Here is a 26,657-nt window from a genome sequence, read left to right as displayed (position 1 = left end):
AAGCGCATTCTAAAATATCAGAACTTATCAGATGAGATGTGTACATACTGAGACAGAGGTTATTTCCCTGTTAACACATATTTCAAATTATTAAGCACCCGATCCGATCCCTGATTCCAGCAAAGAGAGACTGTATTTTGACGACACTTAAACCCCTGTTAGCGAAAAACCGCAGTTGGGCCTTACAGCGCCGCCAACGCAATCCACAGTACTTTCATCAGAATGTGCATTCGCAGAAGCCCCATTCGCTCTGGATAGGTTGCTCTGACAGCCGCGTACCGGCAGAAGTGCTGACCGGCGCCCATCCGGGAGAACTGTTCGTTCACCGTAACATCGCCAATATGGTGGTGAAGGGCGACGATAACTTTATGAGCGTGCTGCAATATGCGCTGGAGTATCTCAACGTTTCACGCATTGTGCTGTGCGGCCATTATGGCTGTGGCGGCGTACAGGCGGCGCTGGCTCTGCCCGGTATTCCCTTATCCGATGAAAACTCCCCGCTGGCGCGGCGCATAACACAACTGCGTGAAGCGCTCACTGCTGGGCTGGCTCAGACTGAAGGCATTGAGGATGAAACTGAAAAACTTAATCAGCTGGTCGAGGCTAATGTCCTTGCACAGTTCAGCCACCTTATCGCCGCAGAACCCGTTCTCAACGCGTGGCGTAGCGGTGTGCAACTGGATGTGTTTGGCTGCGTGTACGATTTACAGTCCGGGCATTTGAAAGAGTTAATTCAACACAGTGCAGAGGAACCTTCCCCATGAATCTGAATACGCTTCGCCGGGATATCCCGGCTGGTCTGGTGGTGTTTCTGGTGGCTTTACCACTCTGCCTTGGCATTGCACAGGCCAGCGGACTGCCGCCGTTTGTGGGCTTGCTGACGGGTGTGATCGGCGGGCTGGTGGTCACCACATTCAGTCCGTCAAAATTTGCCGTCAGCGGCCCGGCGGCAGGCCTGGTCACTATCGTTACCGGCGCTATTGAAACACTGGGTTCTTTCTCTGCGTTGCTGTTTGCGCTGATCGTGGCTGGCGTGCTGCAATTTTTGCTGGGTGTAATACGGGCAGGTCGTTTTATTACGCTTGTGCCGGGAACGGTGATTAAGGGCATGCTGGCCGCCATCGGTATTTTGCTGATAATCCAGCAAATTCCTGTGGCTTTAGGGGCTTCTGAAGAGAGCGAACTCAGCTCGCTGATCACCGGCGGTGCGTTCAGCGTCTCGATCCCTGCCATTGTTGTTGCGGGGATTGGCCTGTTTATCCTCTGGTTCTGGTCGACGCCGACGCTAAAAAAGATCAAGGCGTTAAGCTGGATGCCCGGCCCACTGGTTGCCGTACTCTTTGGCTGCCTGGTGACGGTGGTTGGAGGCAGAATGTTCCCGGATATTGTCAGCACGCTGCCACGTATCTCTCTGCCTTCTTTCGACTCTGTTTCGGCGCTTACTGGCGAGTTAGTTCGTCCCGACTGGCAAGTCTGGCAAAATCCGGCGGTCTATATAGTGGCGGTAACGCTTGCGATTGTCGCCAGCCTTGAAACGCTGCTCAGTCAGGAAGCGCTGAAAAAACTGCGTCCGCAGAACCCGCCACCCTCACCAGACAAAGAGTTGCGCGCGCAGGGCATTGGTAACCTGATCAGCGGCTTTTTAGGTGGTCTGCCTGTTACGGCGGTTATTGTCCGCAGTTCGGTTAACGTCAGTGCGGGCGCGCAGAGTAAAATTTCTATTCTGCTGCACGGTGTACTGCTGTTGGTTTGTGGACTGCTCTTCAGCGATCTGCTGAATGCGATACCTCTGGCGAGCCTGGCCGCGGTGCTGCTCTATACCGGCTATAAACTGGCAACGCCCCGCCTGTTTGTGGAACATTTCCGGCAGGGTGCGCAGCAGTCTGTTCCTTTCCTGGCCACTATTGGCGGCATTCTGGTCTTCGGGATGCTGGCCGGGATCGGTATTGGTCTGGCGACCCAGATTTTGTTCAGCATCTACAAAAGTCACCGCAACGCGATGCAGTTAACGCGCTATGACGACCATTTCGTTCTGCGCTTCCAGCAAAACCTGACCTTTATGCATAACCCGCGTCTGCAAGGTCTGCTGGCAGAGATCCCGGAAAACAGCGTGGTGATCGTCGATCATGACAATGCGGAATATATCGATCCCGATGTGAAAGCGGTGCTGAAAGACTTTGGTGAAGGCGCACGCAAACGGGGGATTGTCCTGAATCAGTGGCCAGTCCAGCTTGCCTGAATAAGAGGTTTCATCGTTCTTATATAAACAGGGATCCGCCTCGGGTTTTCACGAACTGCCCATTAAAAGGAGAGGGGGATTGGGTAAACTACGCGGCGGGTGCTCTGGATCTTTTTGTCCTGAGCATGCGTAAGGGACAGAAAGAGAAAGGCCCCACACGATGTTAATCTGAGTGAGGCCAACCCTTATGCCTAGCAACATAAAGGTAGCCTTTTACCTGCTGAAAAGCAACGGAAGAAGGAAGCCAACGATGGCACATAAACTGCTCTTTCTGAGCCTGCTGGTGGTCTGCGTGACGGTTTTACTCTTCACCTGGCTGACCCGTGGCTTGTTGTGCGAACTGCACATCAAACAGGGAGGAACGGAGGTTATCGCCAGCCTGGCTTACGAAGCCGTGAGGTAAGGCAACCCAACGGCGGGACTCGTTCCCGCCCGTTGGATGTTGCGGCATGATCCAGCGGCACCCTTCTTAATGTTGCTTCAGCACTAAAGTGAAACATGATGACTGGTAAGAACGTTTCCCACGTATCTGTGGATCATCAGCGAAGGCGGATCGTTTACCGGCGGGACATTCTCTGAACCAAACCAGAGAGGATTAGCCGGGCAAACTGAGCCGCAGATAAAAGCGGGTATACCGGCAAAAATTCCCGCAACCGGCCTGTGGACGTGCCCGGAGGCGATAGCTAGCGGCTTATCAGGTATATGTGTGAGCAGCTCGGCAAGCTGGCTGGAGCCGTCACACATAGTGCTATCCAGAGTAGGTATGCCAGATTCAAAAATATGATGATGCAGGAAGAGAAGCGATGGCAGTGTATTTTCACTTTGCAGCTGTTTTTTCAGCCATCCAAGATGATTGATTACATTGCCAGAGGTTTTATTTTCAACGGTTGTATCCAGGCCTAACAGGCGCAGCCGATCGGTTTCATGGACAAAATGCAGGGAACCTGCTGGGGCATCACTCACCCATCGGTTCGCTCCCCATACTGAACGCATCAGGTGGCGATCGTCAGAATTTCCCGGCAGAATCAGGGAGGTCCATTTTCTCCGCCCCAGTCGCTCAGAAATCAGGTGATAACCTTCACCCCACCCATCGTCAATAAGATCGCCTGTCAGAACAAGAACATCCAGACTTTGATGCTCCAGCCATTCAAGCGCTCTGTCAAACCGACTCAAATTGTCGTTATCGAGGGAAGCATGAATATCAGAGACTTGTGCTATCAGCATTTTTCCTCGCCGGAACAGAAGGTAAAGCCACTATTTCATTTTTCAAACTTTCATGTGTTTTGCATCAATAGCGGATCCGCCTCGGGTTTTCATGAACTGCTCATTAAAAGGAGAGGGGGATTGGGTAAACTACGCGGCGGGTGCTCTGGATCTTTTGGTCCTGAGCATGCGTAAGGGACAGAAAGAGAAAGGCCCCACACGATGTTAATCTGAGTGAGGCCAACCCTTATGCCCAACAACATAAAGGTAGCCTTTTACCTGCTGAAAAGCAACGGAAGAAGGAAGCCAACGATGGCACATAAACTGCTCTTTCTGAGCCTGCTGGTGGTCTGCGTGACGATATTACTCTTCACCTGGCTGACCCGTGGCTCGTTGTGCGAACTGCACATCAAACAGGGAGGAACGGAGGTTGTCGCCAGCCTGGCTTACGAAGCCGTAAGGTAAGGCAACCCAACGGCGGGACTCGTTCCCGCCCGTTGGATGTTGCGGCATGATCCAGCGGCACCTTTCCTCATTCGCGGTTTAGCTTTTCTCTGGCATTGCATAATGCGGCTCTGTTTGTTCCGTTTTAAATCATCTTTCAGTCCACTTCATTCTGCCCGTTTCTGGCTTCAACAAGGTTGTTAAAAACCATCCCTGAACTCTTTCATTGTAAAAGGTATAATGCGTTCTATGCTTCGTGAGCAAAATTGCAGTGTAGAGGGACTAAAATGAGATTTAACGGCCTGACAAAGGGATTTTTTATTCTGATCCTGTTTATTGTGACAGTGGCTTTTCTTGATGTACTGGGGCCGTATTACTCTTCGGTATTATGGGCTGCCATCCTGGCAGTGATCTTCCATCCGATGAAAACCAAAATCAGACAGCTTATTGGTGAGCGAAACGGGCTGGCCTCGTTTTTAACGCTACTGGTGATTTGTGTAATCGTCTTCACCCCGTTGGTGGTGATTGCGTCATCAATGGCGATTGAGTTCAACGTTGTTTATACCAAGCTGCAAAATAACAATACGCAGCTTCCGATGATCTTTGCAGAGGTGATGCAGCATTTACCTGACTGGGCGCGTCATTTCCTTTCTGAACATCAACTTGATACAGCAACGAACATTCAACAAAAGCTGTCGCAGTTCGCTCTGCAAGGAAGCCAGTATCTTGCCGGCAGTGCTTTCCTGATTGGTAAAAGTACGTTCAGCTTTACCATAGGCTTCGGCATCATGCTTTACCTGCTGTTTTTCTTGTTGAAAGACGGTGCTTACCTTGTGAACGTCATCCTCGCGGCGCTGCCGCTGTCAAAATATGTGAAGCATCATCTCTTCATGAAGTTTGCTGCAGTTTCTCGCGCCACGGTGAAAGGAACTGTCGTTGTCGCTGTTGTGCAGGGTGCGTTAGGGGCGCTGGCCTTCTGGATTACCGATATTGAAGGTATCTTGCTGTGGGGAGCGTTAATTGCCTTCCTCTCCCTGATCCCAGCCGTTGGCTCCGCCATTATATGGGTACCGGCCGCCATCTTCTTTTTTGCTTCTGGCGTGCTGTGGAAAGGGCTGTTTATCGTCGGCTTCTTTGTGGTCGTTATCGGCCTGGTGGATAACATTCTTCGTCCGCTGCTGGTGGGTAAAGACACCAAAATGCCGGACTACCTTATCCTTATCACTACGCTTGGCGGAATGGAGATTTATGGGATTAACGGCTTCGTTATTGGCCCGCTGATTGCCGCTATGTTTATCGCCTGCTGGAACCTGCTTTCCGGCCGGGATAATCGTAATAACAGCGATGAGATTGATGAAGAGTTTATCGAAGAGGGGAAGACACCACCTGAGGATTGATTAAGGTGGGTTTAACTGGCGTCAGACAAGGCAGCTCTTAGGAGCTGCTTTTTTTATATTTATGATCCTGGGGGCGTTGAAGTGTAGGGGCTTCAATTTTGAGCTGCCATTTTATCGCCACTGCAAAAGGCCAACAAAAAAGCCACTTCATAAGAAGTGGCCTAAATGGATGAATCTAAAGCTAAAATTTGGTGGCCCCTACTGGACTTGAACCAGTGACCAAGCGATTATGAGTCGCGTGCTCTAACCAACTGAGCTAAGGGGCCTGCGGCGCAGGATTATAATGTAACTTGGGGACGCAATCCAGCAGTTATCATCCGGTTGGCTGTTTTCCAGGCACTCAGGCTCTCAGCCGAACTGTTTGATTAACTTACTCTTCCGCAAAATCTCATTCAGGCATCGGCTTCACTTCAGTAAGTAGCATGCTTACCCTCATGGGTAATATTCCAGGAACAGAACGTCGTTACCCTGAGCAAAAGGCCATGAACTCTCTGACTTCTTCCCCTGAAGAGGTGAGGGGATGGCAATATTCCCCTCTTTTCTTGTACGGCCTCAACCCTGACGATAGCGTGAAGCAGACTGGCTTAACGACAGGTCCGGGAGCAGTGCGGCGCGTGCTGCGTCATAAGTTTGCCAGTTCTCAATTTTTTCCAGCGAAGGAATGGTGACGCTTTCTCCCAAATCCAGCCCGGCTAGCGCGGCGTCCACCATGGTATCGACCTCCATCACCATATGTGGCGGCAGTTCATCAACCGAGCTGCCAGAACGTTCAAAGATTTCAGTGCGGGTCAGTCCTGGCAATACGGCCTGTACGCGGACACCATGCGGTTGCAGCGAGGCCTCCAGCGAACGAGTGAGGGTCAGGACAAAAGATTTAGTACCGTTGTAAGCGCCGTTAGCCATCTCATGCACCAGTGAAAGCACAGAGGCGACATTGATCAGGGTTCCCTGCTTGCGGATTTTGAAAGCGTTAGCGGCCGCGTGTGCAAGGCGGGTAGGTGCCAGCACGTTCAGCATAATCATCTTTTGCACGCTCCCGATGTCATTATCCAGAAAGTCGCCCGCTACGCTCATCCCCGCATTATTCACTAACAGGGTGATGGCATTATCACTGGCAAGGCGCTGCTCAACCTGAACCAGATCCTGCTGATTAATCAGGTCAGCCGCGAGCACTTCGCTGTGTACGCCGTACTCTGAAGAAAGCCGTGCCGCCAGAGCTTCCAGTTTGGTTTTATCCCTCGCTACCAGCAGCAGATCATAACCGCGCTCTGCCAGTCGCTGAGCGTAAACCGCGCCAATCCCTGCGGATGCGCCAGTAACCATTGCCGTGCCTTTCTTGCCTGATGAAATGGACATGTTCTACTCCTGAATATGATGGTCATCATGTGGTGGTGAGGCTTAATATGATGATCATAATATTTTCTGTCAAGCGGCCTGTTACCTTACAAAAGGCAAAATTGAAGCAAGGGTTAACCTGAAAAGATTCTTTCTTTCAATGGGTTAAGCTGGGAAAAGACAGGGGTATTGAATATGATGACAATCATAATTATTATGATTGTCATATTCTATCGATCTGATGAGTATACTCAGGCTGGTAAGGCTGGTAAGGCTGGTGAGGCTGGTAAGGCTGTGAGTTTTAGCGGAATCCGCTTCGCAAATAAATGGCTGTGCGCTTTTCTCCAATGCCCCGAAACCACATACTTATTTTTCAGCCTGTTAATGATTAAAACGTTTCTGAAGGAGGAGCCGTGTCCGAAGTTATCACTCACAAAGAACGTACCCGTCAGCGTATTCTGGACGAAGCCGCCGCGATTATGCGGGTGGTAGGCACAGAAGGTATTGGCGTGGCGGCACTGATGAAGCGGGCAGGGCTGACCCACGGGGGTTTTTATGCTCACTTTACTTCCCGTGACGATCTGGTCGCAAATGTTGTCGATCGGATGTTTATCGAGACAAAGCAGAAGCTTAAGGGATTATCCACTTTACCGGAAGGTGCAGAGCGGCTCTCCTGTCTGATAGACAGTTATCTTTCAGCAGAAGCCCGAAAAATCCCGGAGCAGAACTGTCCCATGCCGTCGCTGGCGGGTGAAGCCAGCCGTTTGCCGCAGGAAGCACGGGATCGCTTTACTCTGGGAATAGAGGAGATGCATGGGCTGGTTGCCCGTTCATTAAAGGCGATGGGCCACGCAGAGCCAGATGCGCTGGCTTCCTCCGTGCAGGCTGAACTTATTGGCGCAATGGCGCTGGCTCGGGCAATTCAGGATGATGAGCTTGCTGAAAAGAAGCTGGCAGCCTCACGGAGTCAGCTAAAACGGCGGCTGGGCATTGAAGAGGATCGGCGCGGCTGAAGATCACAATAAGCCGCGTTGACCTGATAAGCCGACACGCTTAACTGTGCTGATCCCAGCCCGAATGGCCATCCTTGTTGCAAGCGGCGCGGCTCAGGAAAACTAACAGCGCTGATAATCACATTGACTCTGCAATGGAAGCTCAACATGACGACAGATCAGAATGAAAAGCGCCGGATAAAGATGGCTGAGCTGATAACAGCGCTGGCACCAACCAACGGTTATACCCAATCGGCGCTGGAGGATGTGCGTTTTCTGCGTTCGGACATTGCGCTCGACCGCACGCCGGTTTTGTATGAACCCTCTATCGTCATTGTCTGCCAGGGGCGCAAACGCGGCTTTCTGGGGGATGAGGCTTACGTTTATGATGCTCAGCACTGTCTGGTCGTTGCCGTGCCGCTGCCGTTTATCAGCCAGACCGAAGCCAGCAGGGAAGAACCGATGCTGGCGGTCGCTTTCCGGCTCAATTTTCAGCTACTGGCTGAACTGATGCTCACTTTAACGCTCCCTGTACCGCGCAGCAGCGAACCGGTCAGCATGCTCTCTTCGCCGCTTGATGCCGGGCTGGGGGAAAGCGTGGTACGCCTGTTGCAGGCGTTGCAGTCACGGCAGGAGACGCAGGTGCTCAGCGCCGGGCTGCTGCGGGAAATCTACTATCGGGTGCTGGTCGGTGAGCAGGGCGCAACGCTGCGTGCTGCGCTGGCGCAGAAAGGCTCTTTTGCGCAGATCGCCCGTGCGCTGAATATCCTGCAAAACCGCTTTCAGGAGCATTTTGAGGTGGCCGATTTGGCCAGCGAAGTAGGAATGAGCGTCGCCACTTTCCATGCGCATTTTAAAAAGGTGACGCAAAGTTCGCCTATCCAGTATTTAAAATCGACCCGCCTGCATCATGCCAGATTATTAATGGTGCGCGGCGGCATCTCCGCCGCGACGGTTTCAGCTGAAGTAGGTTACGAAAGCCCTTCACAGTTCAGCCGGGAATTTAAACGCTTTTTTGGCCGCAGCCCGGTGCAGGAGGCGATGTATATGCAGAATATTTTGCGGCTTGAACCGGCTGTCAGCGCGGCAGGATAAAAAAAGCCCGCGCAGTGGCGGGCAGGGCTGGGTTACCAGGGGCTGGCCGTTGGACGGACAACGATTTCACTGACATCCACATCCGCCGGCTGTTCAATGGCGTAAGCAACGGCGCGGGCGATAGCTTCCGGCTCAAGCGCAACGCGGCGAAACGCTTTCATCGCCTCACGTGCGGAATCATCAGTGATGGTGTCGGCCAGCTCAGATGTCACCACACCCGGCGAGATTACCGTTACGCGGAGGATGTCACTTTCCTGGCGAAGACCATCAGAGAGCGCCCGCACGGCAAATTTGGTGGCGCAATAGACCGCGGCGGTAGGCGAAACTGCCAGCCCTCCAATGGAAGAGATATTGATGATATGACCATGCTGCTGTTGCTCCATCAGTGGCTGTGCAGCAGCAATACCGTACAGCACGCCACGGATGTTGACATCAATCATACGGTCCCACTCCTCAACCTTGCGGGAAGAGAGCGGGGAAAGCGGCATTATCCCGGCATTATTGATAAAGACGTCCAGCCCACCAAAATGGCTTTTTGCTTTTTCAACAAAGGATTCCATCTCCGTCAGGCTGGTGACGTCCAGCGACATGAAGTGGGCATCTCCTCCCGCGGCACGGATCTCTTCAACTACTTTCGCCAGCCGCTCAGTACGGCGAGCGCCCAGCAGAACGCGGGCGCCTCTGGCGGCCAGCAGGCGGGCGGTGGCTTCTCCAATGCCGCTGCTGGCCCCGGTAATCGCCACAACTTTTTTATTCAGTTCAGACACAGTACTCTCCTTCAGAGGCATCGCTGACGGCCTCTCCGGCAGCTGAAACAAGCTTAAAATGTTCCCGTCTGCTTGCGAATATCCGGGACTCTGCGATGCTTGCCTGTTCCTCTGAAAATGAGTCAGCCAGAAAGCTAAAGTGAGTTAATCACTGTCTGTAGAGAAGGCTATTTCCCGCTGTGCCTCAAGTTCTGCCAGGCGCGACGTCAGGGCAGCATGAACCAGCGTCCAGGCATCGCTGCCGAGCGTAAGCCGGCGTGGAGCAGGGGAGCGCCCGGTTGAGGCAATCATTTCACGCACCATTTTTTTCGCATCGCCCACGCTCGGCCAGTTTGCCAGCAGCTGACGGATGCCGGTGTGATCATAGGCCGCCAGCGGTTCGGCCATCTCCATGCCCCTGGTAAATGAAGTTTGCGCGGTGCCTGGCTCAACCAGCGTAAATTCAATATTAAATTCAGCCACTTCCTGTGCCACCGCCTCCACAAAACCTTCCATAGCGAATTTGCTGGTGTGGTAGAGGCTTAACCCCGGAAAAGTCACCTGGCCGCCCATGGAAGAAAGCTGCAATATACGTCCGCCGCCCTGTTGGCGAAGATGCGGCAGCGCAGCACGAATAACCTGAATGGAACCCAGAACATTGGTGTTTAACAGGCGGGAAATCTGCGCGTCGGTAAGCTCTTCAGCGGCCCCCGCAAGGCCATATCCGGCATTGCTGACCACCACATCAATCTGCCCCAGTTCGGCAAATGCATCATCCACTACCTTTCGCACATTATCCGTACGGGTGACATCCAGTTGCGCCAGCCAGAGCCGGGAAGGATAGCGTTCTTTCAGTAAGCTCAGCTGAGCGGGGTTGCGCAGCGTGGCGGCAACGCGGTCGCCGCGCGCCAGCAGACGTTCGGTCAGCTCCAGGCCGAAGCCAGATGAAGTGCCGGTAATAAACCATGTTTTAGACATCGAGCTTCTCCTCTTGGGTAAGCGTTAACCTTACGCCGTCAGGATTAGTGCTACTATCCGTCTAATCCTGCATGCGTTGGTGAAAATTACCCATGAATCAGAAACCCGATCTGGCTGCGCTGAACGCTTTTGTGCTGGTAGCGACAAGGGGCAGTTTCCGGCAGGCTGCCGATGAACTGGGCGTGTCACCTTCAACCCTCAGTCATATGCTGCGTGCGCTGGAGGAAAAAATGGCCGTAAGGCTTTTGCATCGCACTACCCGCAGCGTATCCCCTACCGAAGCGGGCGCACAGCTTTTAGGCCAGCTAAGGCCAGTGTTGCAGGGGCTGGAAGATGCACTGAGTTCCGTCGAGCAGTACCGTCAGCAGCCTGCCGGCACTCTGCGCATTAATGCCAGTGAGAGCGCCGTACGCCAGCTGTTGCAGCGGGTGGTGCCTGAGTTTTTGCGCCGCTATCCGGCTATCTCGCTTGATCTGGTTACGGAAGGCAGGTTGATTGATATCGTCAGCGAAAAGTTTGATGCCGGCGTACGTCTGCTGGACGATGTGCCGCAGGATATGGTGGCCGTGCCGTTTGGCGGGGAGTTGCGGTTTATCGCCGTAGCGTCGCCAGACTATCTTCAGCGCTGCGGTACACCCACCACGCCAGACGATCTGCTGCGCCATCAGTGTATCCGTTTTCGTCTGCCCAGCGGTAAACGGTATCGCTGGGAGTTCTCCCGTCACGGCATTGAGCGCCATATCGACGTTCAGGGCATGCTGATGCTGGATCATCTCGAACTGATGGCGGAAACGGCGGCGGCTGGTCAGGCGATTGCCTGGTTACCCGATAGCGTGGCAAGACCCTGGCTGGAAAATGGCAGCCTGTTGATGCTGCTTGAGGAGTGGAGCCCGCCTTCACCCGGACTTGCCCTTTATTATCCTGGCCACCGGCATGTTCCGGCAGCCTTGCGGGCTTTTATTGATGTGGTGAAGTCCTTTGCCGTTAATGCTGACCAGGCGGGATCACCGGCGGGTGGTAAATAGCCGTACTCCAGTGACGGCTGCTGGCATGTTTCTCGGCCAGCCAGCCCGCTTTACGCAGGTGACGGGCAATCATTTTATTCATAATGCCATGCCCCAGCAGCAGAACGTTGCCATGGCTGGAAAAGGTAATCAGCCGCTCTGCGGCCTGGCTGGCCCGCTGTTCAGCCTGCTGGAAGGACTCAACCGACCCGGCATACCCGCAAAACCACATCAGACGAAGAAGAGAAAGCCAGAGCGAGGGGGGCAGGTGAGGGTAGGTCAGCGATATGGTCGGAAGAGAGACTTCGCTGAAGACGCCATCAACACAGGCGGGTTCAAGCCCCAGCTTTTTAAGCGACGAACGGGCGCGGGGCAGCGGGCTGGTAACAACATAATCTGCCATAGCCGCAACCCACTGACTCTTTTCGGGCGGAAAATCCTGGACGTCAGAAAGGTCATAGGCTTCGCACCATTGCGCCATGGCCAGTGCCGGCAGGCGCCCGCCGACCCGGTGGTCAGGTTTCCCGTGACGCATCAGAATTATGCTCATGCCTTTCCCTCCGCTAACTTTTATCCAGAATATGCCGCCTCGTTCACTAAGACAAATCACCTCCCCTTTTTTAAGAATGTCCTCCATTCCTTTTGCGTCATGCTGTTGAAACATAATGCTGTTTACACTGGCCCGCGGTGGGTAAGTTAAAGTAGTGTGTTTTTTGCTCGTTAGTGAAGTTTATTCGTTGTATCATCGTCGGATGTTTAAGCAGTGGCATTTTTTAGAATGTTAACCTGCTGAGTTACATGGTTTTGTAATATAACCCGTGAGCATCAATGTGAAGGCTTGCTAATTTATTTGCGGAAATTTATTGCTTTATCTACGCGCGTAGATACAATAAATCCCGAGTAAAAATTCACGGTGTATGTTGCTCAACGGCTAAGTGAAGGTCACTTTGCTTCACGTTACTTATGTGATTGGTTACGAAAACCAACAGACGGGAAGCGAATAATATATCCCAACACCAGGGTACCTGTTACTGACCTTCGGCTCAGAAAAAGAGCGCTCTCACTGGCGGATTATCCGTTTTCGGGCAAGCCAGGGAGGGCAATTCAGACAGCAGCACATCAGGGAATTTTTATGTCTACTCCTCAAGGAATAACCCCAACAGCTTCGCTTTCCGCCTCTTCTGCCTCTTCTGCGGCAGATGAGAGTCTGACAACACCCGAAGGGCGCAAGGATTTCTGGCGCGCAACCCTCTCATGCTGGCTTGGCACAGCGATGGAGTATGCGGATTTCGCACTCTATGGCCTGGCCGCTGGCATCATTTTCGGCGACGTTTTCTTTCCTGAAGCCACCCCCGCGATGGCGCTTCTCTCCAGCTTTGCTACCTGGTCTGTGGGCTTTATCGCCCGGCCCATTGGCGCACTCTTCTTTGGCTGGCTGGGCGATCGTAAAGGCCGCAAAGTGGTGATGGTTTCCACCATTATCCTGATGGGGGCCTCCACCACATTAATCGGTGTTATTCCCGGCTATGCCTCTATCGGCTTGTGGGCTCCGGCCTGCCTGGTCGTGCTGCGTTTCAGCCAGGGCTTTGGCGCAGGGGCGGAGTTGTCCGGGGGCACGGTGATGCTGGGTGAATATGCTCCGGCAGAAAAACGTGGTCTGGTATCTTCCATTATCGCTTTGGGATCAAACAGCGGCACGTTGGTGGCATCGCTGGTCTGGCTGGCGGTGGTACAGATGGATCAGCAGCAGTTGCAGGAGTGGGGCTGGCGTATTCCGTTTCTTTGCAGTTCCCTGATTGCGCTGGTGGCGCTCTGGATCCGCCGTCATCTGAAAGAAACGCCTGTCTTCGAACGGAAACAGGCGGAAATAGTGGCCCGGCGCGAAAGTATGCTTCCCCTACTGCCTGCGGATAACCGCAGCTTCTGGCAGCGCAGCCGTTCGTTCCTGGTCATGGTTGGCCTGCGTATTGGTGAAAATGGCCCCTCTTATCTGGCGCAGGGATTTATTATTGGTTACGTGGTAAAGGTTCTGGCGGTAGATAAGTCCGTCGCCACCACGGCAGTATTTCTTGCCTCGCTGCTCGGCTTCCTGATCATCCCGTTTGCCGGCTGGCTTTCCGACAGGTTTGGCCGCCGCGTTACCTACCGCTGCTTCTGCCTGCTGCTGATCCTCTACGCTTTCCCTGCCTTTATGCTGCTCGACTCCCGCGAGCCTGTGATTGTGATTGCCACTATTGTTACCGGTATGGGACTGGCCTCGCTCGGTATTTTCGGCGTACAGGCGGCCTGGGGCGTGGAGTTATTTGGCGTGAATCATCGCTATACTAAAATGGCGACGGCGAAAGAGCTTGGTTCTATTCTCTCTGGCGGGACGGCGCCGCTGGTTGCCGCTGCGCTGTTGTCCTGGACCGGTCACTGGTGGCCGATTGCCACCTATTTTGCAGCGATGGCCGGTATCGGTTTCCTGACCACTTTTATAGCCCCGGAAACCCGTGGGCGCGATCTTAATGCCCCTGAAGATGCAATCTGAAGGCCCCAGGGCGGGCCGTGCGGCTCGCCACTCCATAAGGCGAAACATTGGCAAAAAACCCGCTCAACCGTGCGACCCGTAAAGATGTGGCCAGGGAGGCCGGCACCTCCGTAGCGGTGGTGAGTTACGTTATCAATAATGGTCCGAGGCCGGTTGCAGAAGCAACGCGGCTTCGCATCCTCGAGGCGATCAAAAAAACAGGGTATCGCCCCAACAGCGTTGCCAGAGCGCTGGCTTCCGGAACCAGTAAAACCTACGGTCTGGTCGTACCCAATATTTCCAATACCTTTATCGCCTCTTTTGCCCATGCCTTGCAGCAGGAGGCGTTGAGCAACGGCATGGTTATGCTGCTGGGCGATGCAGGTGACTGCCGCAAGCGCGAGCTGGAGCTGATTAATACGCTCCTGAGCCAGCAGGTTGACGGACTGTTTTATAACAGCGTCGACCGTCATCCCTATATCGATATTATTCGGGCCACCGGCACGCCGCTGGTGATGCTGGACCGCGTCGATCCGGCGCTGAAGGTGAATATTTTGCGCGTGGATGAGCGTGCAGCGGCGTATCAGGTCACCTCGCATCTGCTGAGTCATGGCTACAAGGAGGTGGGGGTTATTTGCGGCCCGCTTGAGCGGCTCAACACTCAGGATCGCCTGGCCGGATGGCGAGAGGCGCTGGCAGATTTTGGCGTCACCGAACGCCCGGAATGGATTTTCCCCACCAGCTATTCGCGTGAGGGCGGCTATGAGGCAGGAAAAAGAATGCTGAAAAATGGCGCTCTGCCTCGCGCCCTGTTTGCCACTAACGAAACGCAGGCGATCGGCTGCATTCGCGTGCTGGCAGAGCACAACATCTCAGTACCAGAGCAGGTTGCTCTGGTCTGTTTTAATGGAACGGAACAGTCAGCATTTCATGTCCCTTCATTGACCACCGTGCGTCAGCCGGTTGAGGAAATGGCAAAAAGGGCCATTGCAATGTTGTCCGCCCAGGAAGGCGAGGCACAGCTGAGTGAGTTTGCTCATCAGCTGGAAATTGGTGAATCCTGCGGCTGCGTCTTTAGCGATAGCGAGCAACGCCGTAAAAATATGATAATAAAATGAAACGACTGATTATTGATTGTGACCCAGGAAACGGCATTATCGGTGCCAATGTAGATGACGGCCTGGCTCTTGCGCTCGCGCTTGGGTCGGCCAATGTTTCACTTGAGTTGATCACCACTGTGGCAGGCAATACCCCCTGCGAACAGGGTTTCAATGTGGCAAAGGATTTGGTGGAGCGATTAGGCCTCGCCGTGCCTGTGGTAAAAGGAGCCGACCGCGCCCTTATGGAGCCGTCAGAGCCGTGGCGGGAAGCGCTGGATAACCGTGTTCACAACAGCAACCTTGCGCATCTCTGGCAAGGAGTCCGCCAGCCACGGCTGTTTTCGCCCCCGGAAGAGGAAGCGGCAGAGGCTATCGCAAAGTTGATTTGCGCCAATCCGGGGCAGATAACGCTGGTAGCGATTGGCCCGCTAACCAACGTGGCGCTGGCGATGGAGCGCTATCCCGAGATGATTGATGCCGTGCAGGAGATAGCCATCATGGGCGGGGTTTTTGCCCTGGATGACTATATCAAAGACACCAACTTTGGCCTGGATCCGGAGGCGGCGCAGAAGGTATTAACCAGCGGGGCCAGCATTACGCTGGTGCCGATGGATGTCACCAGCCAGACGCTGATGACCCATAATGACCTCAACCGGATTGCCAGGCTGAACACTGCGCTTTCGAACTTTGTCACCGAAACGGTGCGGCCCTGGATAGATTACTCCATCCAGACGCGCAAACTTCCCGGCTGTAGGATCCATGATGCGCTGGTTATCGCCTGGCTGTTAAATCAGCAGGTTGCCACGGCAGCAGATTACTATGTAGAGATTGAACTGCGTCCCGGTCAGACGCGCGGCAAGTCATGGCGTTATCGTCAACCGCTGTGGGTAGACGTTGGGATTGGCGCGCCGAACGGCGGACTGATCCACGTGCTGCAAACGGTGGATAACCGGCTGCTGATCGCCATGCTTGAGAAAGCGCTGACGTGAAGATCTCAGCATCAATTCCGGTTCAGGAGTTGATGCTGAGACAGAGTGACTTCTGTTAATCAGGCTGACACTGTCAATCAGACAGCTGCTCTTACAGGGTCAGCTGCTGTGAGTCAGGCTTCTCTCTTCGTACCGGCATTTCTGTCGGGGCAAAGGCTGCGGCCCCGACAAAGGCCGTGTGGCATTTCGCTAAGCCGCTATCCTGTTTGCCCGCTGCCAGCGGAGCAGATCAATCACCAGCATTATCAGCAGAGTGATCCCCATTAAGGGCAGGCTCAGAGCCAGTGCCACTCCTCCCACCAGCAGGATAAACCGGGCGCTGAGTGAAAGCCTTCGCCAGTGATACAGCAGCGTTTCTGCCGGGTGCGGTCCCTGGCCTGCGGCCGGTCGGCGCAGCCACCAGAGGCGGTACCCCATTACGATCATCACACAAAGCCCCAGCGCAAATACCGCCAGAATCAGCTGGTTCGGCAGGCCAAACAGTACGCCCATATGGGCATCCACTCCCCAGCGCGTAAGCTTAGCCAGCAGGCCAAACTGCGCGAACTCCACTTTATCAAGCAAGGCATAATTGCGCGGATCGACCGCCACGCTGTCGACCTGCGTAGGCCAGCGACGATCGATTTCACTGACGGTCCAGGCCTTATCGGCGCGAGTTGAGGGGCGCACTTCAATTTTTCCTGCCGAAATCCCGGCATCACGCGCCGTTTTTACCACCGCATCAAACTGCTCAGGCAAAATAGCGACTTTGGCGACGGACTCTTCAGCCATGGTCATGGCCTGCATCTTGTGTTCCGCATGCTCATCCGCTGGCTGGTGCGGAATATTGCGGCTCGCAGGCACAGAGTGGCCCGCATGTTCTCCTGATTCATCCCCGCTCACCGGCACAGAATGACCCGAGTGCTCTCCGGTCTCATTATGAGCTGATAAAGCCGATGCCATATGGTGTTCTTCAGCAGAGGGACTCAACTGGGTGTTAACTGAAGGGGTCAGCCAGCCAAAATGGCTGCGCATTGAGGAGATATTCTCGCCAGCCCAGCGTGACCAGGTCAGGCCGGTTGCCGAGAAAAACAGTAATCCCAGGAGCAGAGCGACGCCCAGGGTGCTGTGCCAGTAACGGTGCCGCAGCAGGCTCTGGCCGCGTGAGCGGTGGCCCTTTTTGATCTTCCCCGGCGCCCGACTGGTGGCCCATAACAGCAAGCCTCCCAGTGCAGCTACCCATAACCAGCTGGCAGCCAGTTCACTGTAGTTTCTGCCAGCCTCGCCCAGCAACAGACTCTGGTGCAGATAATCCAGCGTGGTACGTAACGGCAGCACGCCACTGGTGCCATAGACATTGAGCATCCCGCGGATTTCCAGCGTGTGCGGATCGACAAATACCGCCGTGGTCGCAGAGCCTTTTGTCGGCACAGTAAACATGACGCGAGTCGTTTCACCCGCTGTGGGGGCAGGGCGAAGGGCGGTGATGGTCGCGTCCGGGCCAATATAGTCCTCCGCCACGCGAACCTGTTCCGCCAGCGTTTTTTCCGGACCCTGACTGCTGGTATAGAGCTGATGGGAATACAACGCCGCTTCAAGCTGCGGCGTCATAACGTACAGGGCGCCAGTCAGCGCAGCGACAAATATGAACGGGCCGATAAACAGGCCAATATAAAAGTGCAGGCGGCGCAGCAACGGCAGAAGTGCGCTCCGGGATTGTTCGGCGCGTGCAGAGTGCGCCAGGATTTTATCTGACATAATTATTCCATCCGCCTGTGATCAGGCATGAGCAGGTGTCTGCCGTAATGACGGCAGCAGTGTGGTTAAAGCGACACTGGCTCAGTAAACGGGCGGGGCGCGGGGATGGAAAAAACGGGGTATAAACCGCGCCACCACGGGGCGGAACAGCGGCAGGTCGGGCTGTTTGGCGGCCTGAAGGGCCGACCAGAGAGCCGGTAAGTTGGTCAGGTCGAGCGGTAAATGCGCCAGCAGAACGCAGTAGCCACAGGCGCTGTCATCCATCATCGACATGGGGTGATGCTGCATTATTCGCGCATGCTCAAGCGGCGACATTGCTGCCATAGCGCCCGGACTCATCTCCTGATGGGAGAGGGCATTATCTGATGATGTGCCTGTCTCCCCGCTGGCAGCCATGTCTCCTTCAGCAGACAGGTTTATCTCATGATGGTGAGTCATGGCTGGAGGAGCTGTCATGCTCATTTCATCGTCGTCGGCCATCACCATGCCCGGCATCATCATGGAATGACGTCCAGCCTCATTGACCAGGGATTTGGAAATCACCGGGGCAATAAATAACAGCAAAATGGCGCACACCGCCAGCCAGGCCGCGAAGCGGTTGGGTGAGCGGTGCATCTGAATCAGCGACAAACCATGAACATCCTGATTAGCTCTCAACGCCGTGGAGTGTAGCAAAAAAATATTTTTTCCCCGAGGGAATAAAGCCGCTGCTGGTTCGTTTTATCTGCTCATTGGCTAAACTTGTGAGCACTCAATATGACCCAATCCACGACAATCCTTCCGCGTATCCTGCGTCTGGCGCTGGTAGGAGGGATCCCTCTTTTGCTGGCGCTGCTGTTTTTATGGGCGGGCGGTTGGCTTGCGCCCCAGCGTCTCTCTGCCGATAAACTGGTCAACACGCTGCAACACGGGCCGGGAGAAAAACCGGGTTTCAGGCGCAATCATGCTAAAGGTCTCTGCGTGACTGGAGAGTTTGAGGCTAACGGCAACGTCAGCTCGCTTTCCCGTGCCGCTCTGTTCGCAGCCGCTACCACTACGCCGGTGACCGGGCGCTTTGCCATTGCTGGCGGTAATGCCGGCGCGCCAGATTACGCTGTGCCCATTCGCAGTATGGCGCTGGCTTTCACTACTGCCTCCGGCCAGCAGTGGCGCACCGGAATGAATGCGATGCCCTTTTTCCCGGTTGCCACGCCGCAGGGTTTTTACGATCAGCTTGTTGCCTCAAAGCCGGACCCTGCAACGGGCAAGCCCGACCCGCAAAAGATGCAGGCATTTGCCGCCGCGCATCCGGAAGCGAAAGCCTTTGGCGCCTGGGTGAAACAGTATGTCCCTTCCGCAAGCTGGGCGGTGGATCGTTACAACAGCCTCAACGCCTTCCGTCTGATCGACAAAAGCGGTCAAAGTCACCTGGTGCGCTGGAGCATGGTGCCGCAGCAGGCCTGGCAAGCGATCTCCCCTCAGGACAAACAGAACAAAGATTTCCTTCAGCAGGATCTCGAAAAACGCCTGGCGCAGGGGCCACTGAAGTGGGATCTGGTGTTCACGGTGGCCGCTCAGGGTGATATCAGCAACGATGCCAGTAAAGTCTGGCCAGCAGACCGCCAGACGCTTACGGCCGGTACTCTGGTTTTGAACCGCACCGTGCCGCAGGAGGGCGGTCCCTGCAATAACATTAATTACGATCCGCTGATCCTGCCGGATGGTATTGCAGCCTCTGACGATCCATTGCTGAACGCACGTTCTGCCGCTTATGCCAAATCATACAATCGCCGCACGCAGGAAGAAGCCCACGGCACATCGGGAGCAAACTTATGAAACAGGTCACCTATTTTCATCCCGCACTCCGCATGCTGCACTGGCTGATGGCGCTGGCTATTCTGGCAATGCTGTTTATTGGCGTGGGGATGGTCTCTACCGTCTCCTCGCTGCATGGCCTGCTGGTGGCTATCCATAAGCCTCTGGGTGTGGCGATCCTGCTGTTGGTGGTGGTGCGGCTGGTGATACGCTTCACCACGGCGAAACCGCCTTTACCTGACAGTATCCCCGGCCTGCAAAAAGCTGTGGCGCATCTCTCTCACTGGGTACTGTATGCGCTGATCCTGGCGCAACCGCTGATTGGCTGGGCAATGCTGTCGGCAGCAGGATATCCTGTTACTCTGGGGAGTGGGGTTGTACTGCCGCCGATCGTACCGATCAGTAACGATCTTTACGCACTGCTGCGTCCGCTACACACCTGGGTTGCATTGATCCTGTTTATCACGGTGATGATGCATCTGGCCGCTGCGCTGCTCCATGGGCTGATCCTGCGGGATGGCGTGTTCAGCAGTATGACGGGTTCGAAACGCCGGGGATAAGTCGCTATGCCGCCGCTTACAGATCAACAGATCCGGGATGTTCTGCCCCATCTGCAACGCTTTGCGCTGTGGCTGACCCGCAATCCTCACAGCGCCGAAGATCTGGTTCAGGGCTGCCTGACCAGAGCGCTCAGCCGCTGGTCAGGCTACCGGGGAGAGGAGAGCCTGCGGGCCTGGCTGTTCGCCATTCTTTACCGGCAGTTTATTGACGGTGAGCGGCGGCGCAAACGTTATCAGCGGCTGCTGGGCTTTTTCACGGGTGAGGAAGACTCCGGTGACTCTGCGGAAACGCTGGCGATAGCCGATGAGACTCTACAGCAGTTTGCACGGCTTTCTGCGGATGCCAGGGCGCTGCTGCTGTTGATAAGCGTAGAGGGGATGAGTTATCAGGAAGCGGCAACCGCCCTGGCTATTCCGGTGGGAACGGTGATGTCACGCCTGTCACGGGCGCGTAAACAACTGCATCAACATCTTGACGGGCAAACGGCTGCCGTCGCATTCAGGAGGATAAAATGAGGGGCCAGCAACCTGATGAAGAGCAACTGCACGCCTGGCTGGATGGCCAGCTTGATGCAGAAACCGCAGGGCATGTGGAACGCTGGCTGGCGGAGCATCCTGCTGAGGCCGCGAAGGTGGAAGGCTGGCGGCAGGATGCCAGACAGCTGCGCCTTGCACTTCATCAGCAGCCACTCCCTATGGAAACGCCGCAGCCTTCGCAGCTTCGTCAGCGGGTTCGTCAGCAGCGGCAGTGGAAAGCTGCCGCGGCCTTTGCGTTGGTCATGACGCTTGGCGTGGGCGGCTGGTCTGGCTGGCAGCTGAAGAATGTGCAGATGGCGCAAACCCATTTACCGATGGAGGATGCGATGCAGGCCTACAAGCTTTTTGGCAGCGCAACGGCGGCTAATCTGGATGTGGTCCCGGCAGGGGAGGGTGAACTGGCCTCCTGGGTGCAGCGCTATTTTATCAACGGCACGCTGCCGCCCAATCTTGAACAGTTTGGCTACCGGTTGCTGGGGGCAAGACTGCTGACAACCGATAACGGTCCGGCGGCGCTGGTGATGTATCAAAGCCCGGAAGGTACCCGTGTCGCCTGGTATATCCGCCCGATCGAACCCGTTAAGCTGCCGCAGGGCGAACGCCGGGGCAGCGACCTGATGGCGCAATACTGGAGCGATAACCACTACAACTATGCGCTGGTTACACCCTCGGAGGGCACGCAGCTTGATGACATGCGGGAAGCTATCCGGCAGTCAACCAGCTGATAATGCATCTGACAGATGAGGGTAAGGCTGTTTACATCCTGAAGCCTGCGCGGCCAGTCAGGCAGGGATCTCGCAGACGTCAACCCAGGTGGCGTCGGTCAGCTTAGCCAGCGTTTCCGGATCGATGCGTACCGCGCTGTTAATGGATCCTGCGGCAGGCAGCACTTCTTGATAATGCCTTAACGACACATCGCAAAACACCTGCAACGGCGTTTCCAGACCGAAGGGACAGACTCCACCCACCGGATGGCCTGTCCAGTTCACCACTTCATCGGTGCTTAACATGCGTGCTTTGGCACCCAGAGTCGCCTTCAGCTTGCGATTATCCAGTCGGGCATCGCCGCGAGTCACAATCAAAATCACCCTGTCTTTCACCTTTAACGACAGCGTTTTGGCAATCTGGCCAGCTTCCACATGGTGGGCGCGGGCTGCCAGCGCAACCGTAGCGGTGCTCTCGCTCAGTTCAATAATGCCAATTTCAGGGGCGCGCTCGGCAAAGAACTGCCGTACAGACTCCAGGCTCATGCTTTTCTCCCACATAACGAAGCGCATAAAGTTGCCACAGAGCAGACTAACTGTAAACGGGAAGGGTGAAATCAGACGGGTTTTAGCGTGCAGTTACCGCAGCGCTGGACATCAGGCAGGCGATAGCGCTGGCAGCAGGTACGCCGCTGCATTTCACCCTCACGCGGCAGCATAGTGCGGTAGAAGGGATTTTCTGACCCGTCGAGCAGGGTCTTAGAGAAGAAGAAGGCGTGTTCCAGTTCGACCCGCAGCGGCTCACCCAGCAGGGGAGCTATCTCGCCAAGGAACCACCAGACAGAGAAGCCGGTGTTACTCCAGATGAGTTTGCCGTTGATCTCGCCATGTTGCTCAATGCCGCGTACTACCGGGATCAGATGCTGCTGGATCAGGCGATCCATCCGGCGGCGAGGAGAGAGATAACGCGCCTCTTCATCTTCGCGGACGTCAAACCAGAAGGTCGCCGGTCTGCCGGTCTCATGAAATTCAACGTGACAGTGCTCAGGAGAGCAATCCAGCGCGCGCGCTTCAAGCAGCAGCGCCATCATCATCGGCGGCAGTACCAGGCCGAAGTACCACTGCGCCCAGAGTGACTGTAACGGCTTATGCTCGCGCGGCAGATCGTTCTGTTCGCGATAGATAAAATCACCGTACTCTGCATTCAGCCGGGCAAAATTCTCAGGAGCAGACCAGCGATCCAGCGTCATCGTGCTGGCGGGCGCTTCCTCTCCCAGCTTCACGTTTTCCAGGAACCATGCACGGTTTTCACTGAACAGTGCCCGCAGGGAATGCGCCAGCGGACGGCTGCTCTGCAAAAAGATCAGCGGATGTGAACCATACTCAACTGCCTGACGGATGAGAGTAGCCATGAGGTTTCCAGAGTGAATCGAAGTGCAAACGATAATCGTTCTTGATTCTATCTGAGGAAAATTGCACAAACAAGCCTCATTTTGTGTCAGGGGCGATCGGGCCAGGGCGGTTAAGCGGCAGGCAAAGCACAGAGGACAGATTATTTTTATTTCTTCTGTAACCCTGCTGGCAGCAATGAGCAGGGAGGAAATAAAAGGTACCCGGCATTAATTCCAGGTTTAAGGAATAATCAGGAGTAATATTTTTTTCAGGCATCCTTAATAGGATGCATTTTCAATAAAAATGATCCAACAGAGCGTTATTTTAGATTCAGGTTAATAATGTATTTTCCTGCGCCCAGGCTCCATTAACCCAAACTGCGCCGTTCTCTATGGCATTTGCATTAAAATTAATGATCAGATTAATAAAAGTATTGGCCCCGTCCCTGGGCCATAACAAGAAACTACATGGCATCCGCTGGCTGGGCCAGGCTGCCTTTGGCAATATCTTCATAGGAAAGAATAGTATTACGCCCACGATTCTTAGCCAGATATAACGCGCGATCGGCATTAGCCAGCGCACTGTCAAAATCCTCTTCATACAGGGGGGCAAATCCGGCGCTGACCGTGACATGAGTCGCTACCCGATCGTTGAAGCGGTGAGGGATTTCAAGGTTAAGGACATACTGCCGGATACGCTCTGAAAGCCTGCGGGCAATCGACTCATTGACGTTAGTTAGCAGCACCAGAAATTCTTCTCCGCCATAGCGCGCCACAATGTCCCTGGACCGCACGGCATCGCGAATGGCGACAGAGACGCGAGCCAGCGCCTGATCGCCCATCGCATGGCCATAGTTGTCGTTATAGGCTTTAAAATGGTCGATATCCAGCAGCAGGACAAAGTGGCTTCCTGCATGATTTTCAAGGATATTCTCCAGCCGGTTTTTTAAACCCCGGCGGTTATAGAGACCGGTCAGCGGGTCCAGCATACTGAGATCGCTGTAGGTCTCTTTCTCTTCATAGAGCTGGCGCATCAGACGGCGGGTAAACCTGTCGCGGCGACGCTGCATCAGATGGTGCAGCGTAAAGCCTATCAGCGGCAAGGCGATAGTGAAGAGAATAAGTACCGTGTTTTGGCCATGATCCAGCAGCAGTACCGCCACCGAGGGTGGTGCCGTATGCAGACAGAAAGCAAGCAGGTGATCGCCTAACGCAATCGCGCTGATAAAAAAGACGCTGATCAGGCTGATCACCAGAAAGCTGCTGTCGAAATAAAATACCGATTTATACTTAAGGTATATTTGCCATGTCCAGAGTAAACCGGTAATGAGCGCCACGATATTTAATATCGGAAATTTGCCTGAAGGCTTTAAAAGCATCCAGGCCACAATTAAAGCGCTGAATAGCGCAATAATTATTGTGGGCGGTGAATACTGGAAAGTAGCCATTTTTCCATTAATGCCGCATAAACTAAATAAGGACGTTGCTGAGTTTAAAAAAAGAAAGAGCATCAGCGACAGCCGATGCTTGCTGTTAAGCAATTCATCATAACTTTGTAATTTCATTATTTTCTACTCGTGACTGCATTGAAACAAGCCGCACCCCTAACCCCAGGGGTGGACTATTTCGTGCCTGGAATAGTTTCTGTCTGTTATTATTTGGATTTTCTTAATAGTAATCAGTTTCAATCTATCACTTAACATCAGGAGTGTCATCTGTGAGTGCAAAGTTTCAGCAGCGTGACAACAAAAGTGCTGCATACTGATAAATATTCTTATATGCTATTGGGAATCATTATCATTTGAAAGGGTGTGGGTACGGCGATGTTGATAGCAATGATCACCGCATGCGGACTTTGGGGAATAAGCTGGATGTCAGGTAAACGGCTTGATAGCGGCTGGGGAGTGTTGCTGCCTTGTGCAGTGATGCCCCTTATCGCTCTGATGAATCTTTCGTTCTCCGGCTGGAGAGTGGTGATGGTGGTTGCTCTTTTGGCCACGTTAGTGATGCTTTTTCACCAACGTCTGCGTCACTATCTGCTGCTGCCTTCCTGTCTGGCGCTGGCCGGAGGCGTGGCAGCCATTACCCTGAACTTTGGATCGCTATAAACAGGGCAAGAACACTGTCATACCAGCATGCGCAGAGATAAGAGATAAAGGGAGTCGCAAGATTAAGAAAACAGGAGCTGTTACGGAAGGTCAAAGAGACAGTAAGGAGGGCAAAACAAGGAGAGTCAACCTGGTGCGAAGAGAGGGACTTGAACCCTCACGTCCGTTAAGACACTAACACCTGAAGCTAGCGCGTCTACCAATTCCGCCACCTTCGCATCCTGTTGAACTTTCTTTATTCATATCACCGCATTGGTGCGAAGGGAGGGACTTGAACCCTCACGTCCGTAAGAACACTAACACCTGAAGCTAGCGCGTCTACCAATTCCGCCACCATCGCTCTAATGCTGCGTAATATGAACAACGTGATTGTTGGTGCGAAGAGAGGGACTTGAACCCTCACGTCCGTTAGGACACTAACACCTGAAGCTAGCGCGTCTACCAATTCCGCCACCTTCGCATACCTTCAATACAGATAAACTGTATTGCAACCACGGAGGCGCATTCTAGAGATTTTCCGGGGGACGTCAACAGTTATTTAGCGCTGTTGCCAGAATCGTTGTAAAAAGTCACATTCTGCGGCTTGAGGTGGGGAATCAGGAACTTGCTGCGTAAAACAGCGGCGATTTTTTTCGCCGCTCTCTCTTTAGCGCTTCGCTTTGGCTGCGCGTTGCAGGACAGCACGATACACTTTAAAGCGGCCGTTCTGCACCAGCACTTCATGGCTGCCAAAAGTTTCATCCAGCACCTGCGGATAGGGCAGGAAGGCGTTGGCTACGATGCGCAATTCGCCGCCCATGTTCAGGTGCTTCGCCGCGCCGCGGATCAACGTCTGTGCTGCGTCCAGGCTGGTCTGCATTCCATCGTGGAACGGCGGGTTAGAGATAATCATATCGAAACGGCCATTCACCTCTGAGTAGACGTCACTGGCAAACACTTCGCCTTCCAGGCCATTAGCCGCCAGCGTAGCTTTACTCGCCTCCACAGCGGCGGCATTAACGTCGGTCATAAAGAGACGGACCTTGGGTGAGAAGCTGGCCAGCATGGCAGAGAGCACGCCAGCGCCACAGCCGATATCCAGCACTTTGCCTTTCATATGCGGGCGCAGCGTGGAAAGCAGCAGGTTGCTGCCAGCGTCAAGACCGTCACGGCTGAATACGCCCGGCAACGTTTTAATGGTCAGATGCGCAAGCGGATACTCATCCCAGTAGGCTTCAGCATCAAACTTTGGCTGTTTGTCGAGACTACCGTGATAGAGACCACAACGGCGGGCGCTGTCAATTTTGTTCAGGGTTGCCCAGGATTCCAGCATCTGTTCTGCGCTGCGCACGCCGCTGCGGTTTTCACCCACCACAAAGATGTCACTCCCTACCGGCAGCAGGGAAAGCAGGTTTTCCAGCTGAAAAAGCGCCTCGGGTTTGTTCTTCGGCCAGAAGTAGACCAGGGTGTCGCACCCGGCCACGGTTTCCGCTGTCGCCACCAGCCCATACTGGGCGTGCTCATTCATCGTGCGGCTCAGGATCTGCCAGTGATGATATTGCTGGGTATGTACCCGACTCAGTGCGGTGTCCAGTTGGGCGGGCAGGTCATCCTGCAGATCGCCAGCAAACAGTACGCGGCGTTGAGTAAATTCATCACTGTGGCGCAGTATCACTTCACTGGCCGGGCTAAATGCAGACATCGGTGGCTCCTTACGAATCAGAGCGGCGATTATACCCAAATTAGCCGGAGTTGCAGCAAAGCCTGCGGAGAACCTGCATTCCTTTTTATTCAGAGTTGCTCCCGGAGGGCATGG

General features: G+C 54.3%; 27 protein-coding genes and 4 tRNA genes. 16 read left to right on the top strand and 15 right to left on the bottom strand.

Annotated elements, in window-relative coordinates:
• The first annotated feature begins 137 nt into the window (after positions 1-137).
• From AAH450_RS12955 to AAH450_RS12945, 3 genes are all read left to right on the top strand, one after another.
• On the top strand, positions 138-764 hold the full coding sequence (locus AAH450_RS12955; RefSeq protein ID WP_342910595.1) for a carbonic anhydrase: 627 nt from the start codon (positions 138-140) through the stop codon (positions 762-764).
• Complete coding sequence (locus tag AAH450_RS12950; RefSeq protein ID WP_342910594.1) at positions 761-2,239, top strand: SulP family inorganic anion transporter; 1,479 nt, start codon at positions 761-763, stop codon at positions 2,237-2,239. The genes AAH450_RS12955 and AAH450_RS12950 overlap by 4 nt, the downstream gene beginning before the upstream one ends.
• 250 nt (positions 2,240-2,489) lie before the next feature.
• Positions 2,490-2,642 carry a Hok/Gef family protein gene (locus tag AAH450_RS12945; RefSeq protein ID WP_342910593.1) on the top strand — a complete coding sequence of 51 codons (153 nt, stop codon included), beginning with the start codon at positions 2,490-2,492 and terminating at the stop codon, positions 2,640-2,642.
• Between the two features lie 83 nt (positions 2,643-2,725).
• On the opposite strand, the gene AAH450_RS12940 is transcribed toward AAH450_RS12945, so the two are convergent.
• Positions 2,726-3,463 (bottom strand): metallophosphoesterase, encoded by a 738-nt coding sequence (locus AAH450_RS12940; RefSeq protein WP_342910592.1) that lies wholly within the window; start codon positions 3,461-3,463, stop codon positions 2,726-2,728.
• A 291-nt stretch (positions 3,464-3,754) separates the two neighbouring features.
• On the opposite strand from AAH450_RS12940, the gene AAH450_RS12935 reads away from it, so the two are divergent.
• Together AAH450_RS12935 and AAH450_RS12930 are read left to right on the top strand one after the other, a co-directional pair.
• Positions 3,755-3,907 carry a Hok/Gef family protein gene (locus AAH450_RS12935; protein WP_342910591.1) on the top strand — a complete coding sequence of 51 codons (153 nt, stop codon included), beginning with the start codon at positions 3,755-3,757 and terminating at the stop codon, positions 3,905-3,907.
• A 266-nt stretch (positions 3,908-4,173) separates the two neighbouring features.
• Entirely contained in the window at positions 4,174-5,283 is a 1,110-nt protein-coding gene (locus AAH450_RS12930) for an AI-2E family transporter (RefSeq protein WP_342910590.1), read from the top strand.
• Between the two features lie 189 nt (positions 5,284-5,472).
• Here AAH450_RS12930 and AAH450_RS12925 read toward each other — a convergent pair.
• A tRNA-Ile gene (locus AAH450_RS12925) sits at positions 5,473-5,549 on the bottom strand.
• A gap of 286 nt (positions 5,550-5,835) precedes the next feature.
• A complete protein-coding gene (locus AAH450_RS12920; RefSeq protein ID WP_342910589.1) occupies positions 5,836-6,639 on the bottom strand; it encodes an SDR family NAD(P)-dependent oxidoreductase in 804 nt (267 codons plus the stop codon).
• 392 nt (positions 6,640-7,031) lie between these two features.
• Between AAH450_RS12920 and AAH450_RS12915 the strand changes: the two genes are divergently transcribed.
• The gene (locus tag AAH450_RS12915) at positions 7,032-7,631 is read left to right on the top strand and encodes a TetR/AcrR family transcriptional regulator (RefSeq protein ID WP_342910588.1); all 600 of its coding nucleotides are present in this window, start codon (positions 7,032-7,034) and stop codon (positions 7,629-7,631) included.
• A 147-nt stretch (positions 7,632-7,778) separates the two neighbouring features.
• On the top strand, positions 7,779-8,705 hold the full coding sequence (locus tag AAH450_RS12910; protein WP_342910587.1) for an AraC family transcriptional regulator: 927 nt from the start codon (positions 7,779-7,781) through the stop codon (positions 8,703-8,705).
• Positions 8,706-8,737: 32 nt separating this feature from the next.
• On the opposite strand, the gene AAH450_RS12905 is transcribed toward AAH450_RS12910, so the two are convergent.
• Together AAH450_RS12905 and AAH450_RS12900 are read right to left on the bottom strand one after the other, a co-directional pair.
• On the bottom strand, positions 8,738-9,493 hold the full coding sequence (locus tag AAH450_RS12905) for an SDR family oxidoreductase (RefSeq protein WP_342910586.1): 756 nt from the start codon (positions 9,491-9,493) through the stop codon (positions 8,738-8,740).
• A 123-nt stretch (positions 9,494-9,616) separates the two neighbouring features.
• Positions 9,617-10,429 (bottom strand): SDR family oxidoreductase, encoded by an 813-nt coding sequence (locus AAH450_RS12900; protein WP_342910585.1) that lies wholly within the window; start codon positions 10,427-10,429, stop codon positions 9,617-9,619.
• A gap of 92 nt (positions 10,430-10,521) precedes the next feature.
• Between AAH450_RS12900 and AAH450_RS12895 the strand changes: the two genes are divergently transcribed.
• A complete protein-coding gene (locus AAH450_RS12895) occupies positions 10,522-11,454 on the top strand; it encodes a LysR family transcriptional regulator (RefSeq protein ID WP_342910584.1) in 933 nt (310 codons plus the stop codon).
• Here the strand turns inward: AAH450_RS12895 and AAH450_RS12890 are convergent.
• Positions 11,414-11,983 carry a histidine phosphatase family protein gene (locus tag AAH450_RS12890; RefSeq protein WP_342910583.1) on the bottom strand — a complete coding sequence of 190 codons (570 nt, stop codon included), beginning with the start codon at positions 11,981-11,983 and terminating at the stop codon, positions 11,414-11,416. The genes AAH450_RS12895 and AAH450_RS12890 overlap by 41 nt on opposite strands.
• A 582-nt stretch (positions 11,984-12,565) precedes the next feature.
• Here AAH450_RS12890 and AAH450_RS12885 point away from each other — a divergent pair.
• Genes AAH450_RS12885 through AAH450_RS12875 form a run of 3 tightly spaced genes read left to right on the top strand, consistent with a single transcriptional unit; the run spans position 12,566 to position 16,031 of the window.
• Entirely contained in the window at positions 12,566-13,963 is a 1,398-nt protein-coding gene (locus tag AAH450_RS12885) for an MFS transporter (RefSeq protein WP_342910582.1), read from the top strand.
• Positions 13,964-14,010: 47 nt separating this feature from the next.
• Positions 14,011-15,060 carry a LacI family DNA-binding transcriptional regulator gene (locus tag AAH450_RS12880; protein WP_342910581.1) on the top strand — a complete coding sequence of 350 codons (1,050 nt, stop codon included), beginning with the start codon at positions 14,011-14,013 and terminating at the stop codon, positions 15,058-15,060.
• Entirely contained in the window at positions 15,057-16,031 is a 975-nt protein-coding gene (locus AAH450_RS12875) for a nucleoside hydrolase (RefSeq protein WP_342910580.1), read from the top strand. Before AAH450_RS12880 ends, AAH450_RS12875 begins: the two co-directional genes overlap by 4 nt.
• A 189-nt stretch (positions 16,032-16,220) precedes the next feature.
• On the opposite strand, the gene AAH450_RS12870 is transcribed toward AAH450_RS12875, so the two are convergent.
• Positions 16,221-17,768: a PepSY-associated TM helix domain-containing protein gene (locus AAH450_RS12870; protein WP_342910579.1), complete on the bottom strand. Its 1,548-nt coding sequence runs from the start codon at positions 17,766-17,768 to the stop codon at positions 16,221-16,223.
• Between the two features lie 81 nt (positions 17,769-17,849).
• Positions 17,850-18,398 carry a DUF2946 domain-containing protein gene (locus AAH450_RS12865; protein ID WP_342910578.1) on the bottom strand — a complete coding sequence of 183 codons (549 nt, stop codon included), beginning with the start codon at positions 18,396-18,398 and terminating at the stop codon, positions 17,850-17,852.
• 126 nt (positions 18,399-18,524) lie between these two features.
• Between AAH450_RS12865 and AAH450_RS12860 the strand changes: the two genes are divergently transcribed.
• Genes AAH450_RS12860 through AAH450_RS12845 form a run of 4 tightly spaced genes read left to right on the top strand, consistent with a single transcriptional unit; the run spans position 18,525 to position 21,384 of the window.
• A complete protein-coding gene (locus tag AAH450_RS12860; protein WP_342910577.1) occupies positions 18,525-19,583 on the top strand; it encodes a catalase family peroxidase in 1,059 nt (352 codons plus the stop codon).
• Positions 19,580-20,122 carry a cytochrome b gene (locus AAH450_RS12855; RefSeq protein WP_342910576.1) on the top strand — a complete coding sequence of 181 codons (543 nt, stop codon included), beginning with the start codon at positions 19,580-19,582 and terminating at the stop codon, positions 20,120-20,122. The genes AAH450_RS12860 and AAH450_RS12855 overlap by 4 nt, the downstream gene beginning before the upstream one ends.
• A gap of 6 nt (positions 20,123-20,128) precedes the next feature.
• Complete coding sequence (locus AAH450_RS12850) at positions 20,129-20,638, top strand: RNA polymerase sigma factor (protein WP_342910575.1); 510 nt, start codon at positions 20,129-20,131, stop codon at positions 20,636-20,638.
• A complete protein-coding gene (locus AAH450_RS12845) occupies positions 20,635-21,384 on the top strand; it encodes an anti-sigma factor family protein (RefSeq protein ID WP_342910574.1) in 750 nt (249 codons plus the stop codon). The genes AAH450_RS12850 and AAH450_RS12845 overlap by 4 nt, the downstream gene beginning before the upstream one ends.
• A 57-nt stretch (positions 21,385-21,441) precedes the next feature.
• Here the strand turns inward: AAH450_RS12845 and AAH450_RS12840 are convergent, their stop codons facing one another.
• The 3 genes from AAH450_RS12840 to AAH450_RS12830 form a co-directional block, all read right to left on the bottom strand.
• The gene (locus tag AAH450_RS12840; RefSeq protein WP_342910573.1) at positions 21,442-21,909 is read right to left on the bottom strand and encodes a YbaK/EbsC family protein; all 468 of its coding nucleotides are present in this window, start codon (positions 21,907-21,909) and stop codon (positions 21,442-21,444) included.
• Between the two features lie 71 nt (positions 21,910-21,980).
• On the bottom strand, positions 21,981-22,775 hold the full coding sequence (gene fhuF, locus AAH450_RS12835) for a siderophore-iron reductase FhuF (protein WP_342910572.1): 795 nt from the start codon (positions 22,773-22,775) through the stop codon (positions 21,981-21,983).
• A gap of 443 nt (positions 22,776-23,218) precedes the next feature.
• A complete protein-coding gene (locus AAH450_RS12830) occupies positions 23,219-24,319 on the bottom strand; it encodes a GGDEF domain-containing protein (RefSeq protein WP_342910571.1) in 1,101 nt (366 codons plus the stop codon).
• A gap of 258 nt (positions 24,320-24,577) precedes the next feature.
• Between AAH450_RS12830 and AAH450_RS12825 the strand changes: the two genes are divergently transcribed.
• Positions 24,578-24,862, top strand: a complete 285-nt coding sequence (locus AAH450_RS12825) for a DUF1435 domain-containing protein (RefSeq protein WP_342910570.1) — start codon at positions 24,578-24,580, stop codon at positions 24,860-24,862.
• A gap of 131 nt (positions 24,863-24,993) precedes the next feature.
• On the opposite strand, the gene AAH450_RS12820 is transcribed toward AAH450_RS12825, so the two are convergent.
• The 4 genes from AAH450_RS12820 to rsmC form a co-directional block, all read right to left on the bottom strand.
• Positions 24,994-25,080 (bottom strand) — tRNA-Leu (locus tag AAH450_RS12820).
• A gap of 35 nt (positions 25,081-25,115) precedes the next feature.
• A tRNA-Leu gene (locus AAH450_RS12815) sits at positions 25,116-25,202 on the bottom strand.
• 33 nt (positions 25,203-25,235) lie between these two features.
• Positions 25,236-25,322, bottom strand: a tRNA-Leu gene (locus AAH450_RS12810).
• A gap of 186 nt (positions 25,323-25,508) precedes the next feature.
• Positions 25,509-26,543: a 16S rRNA (guanine(1207)-N(2))-methyltransferase RsmC gene (gene rsmC, locus AAH450_RS12805; RefSeq protein ID WP_342910569.1), complete on the bottom strand. Its 1,035-nt coding sequence runs from the start codon at positions 26,541-26,543 to the stop codon at positions 25,509-25,511.
• Between the last annotated feature and the right edge of the window lie 114 nt (positions 26,544-26,657).

The organism is Erwinia magellanica, from assembly GCF_039023495.1.
Lineage (GTDB): Bacteria > Pseudomonadota > Gammaproteobacteria > Enterobacterales > Enterobacteriaceae > Erwinia.
The sequence above is the reverse complement of the archived record's forward strand: the minus strand, read 5'-3'. Positions and strand labels throughout refer to the sequence as shown.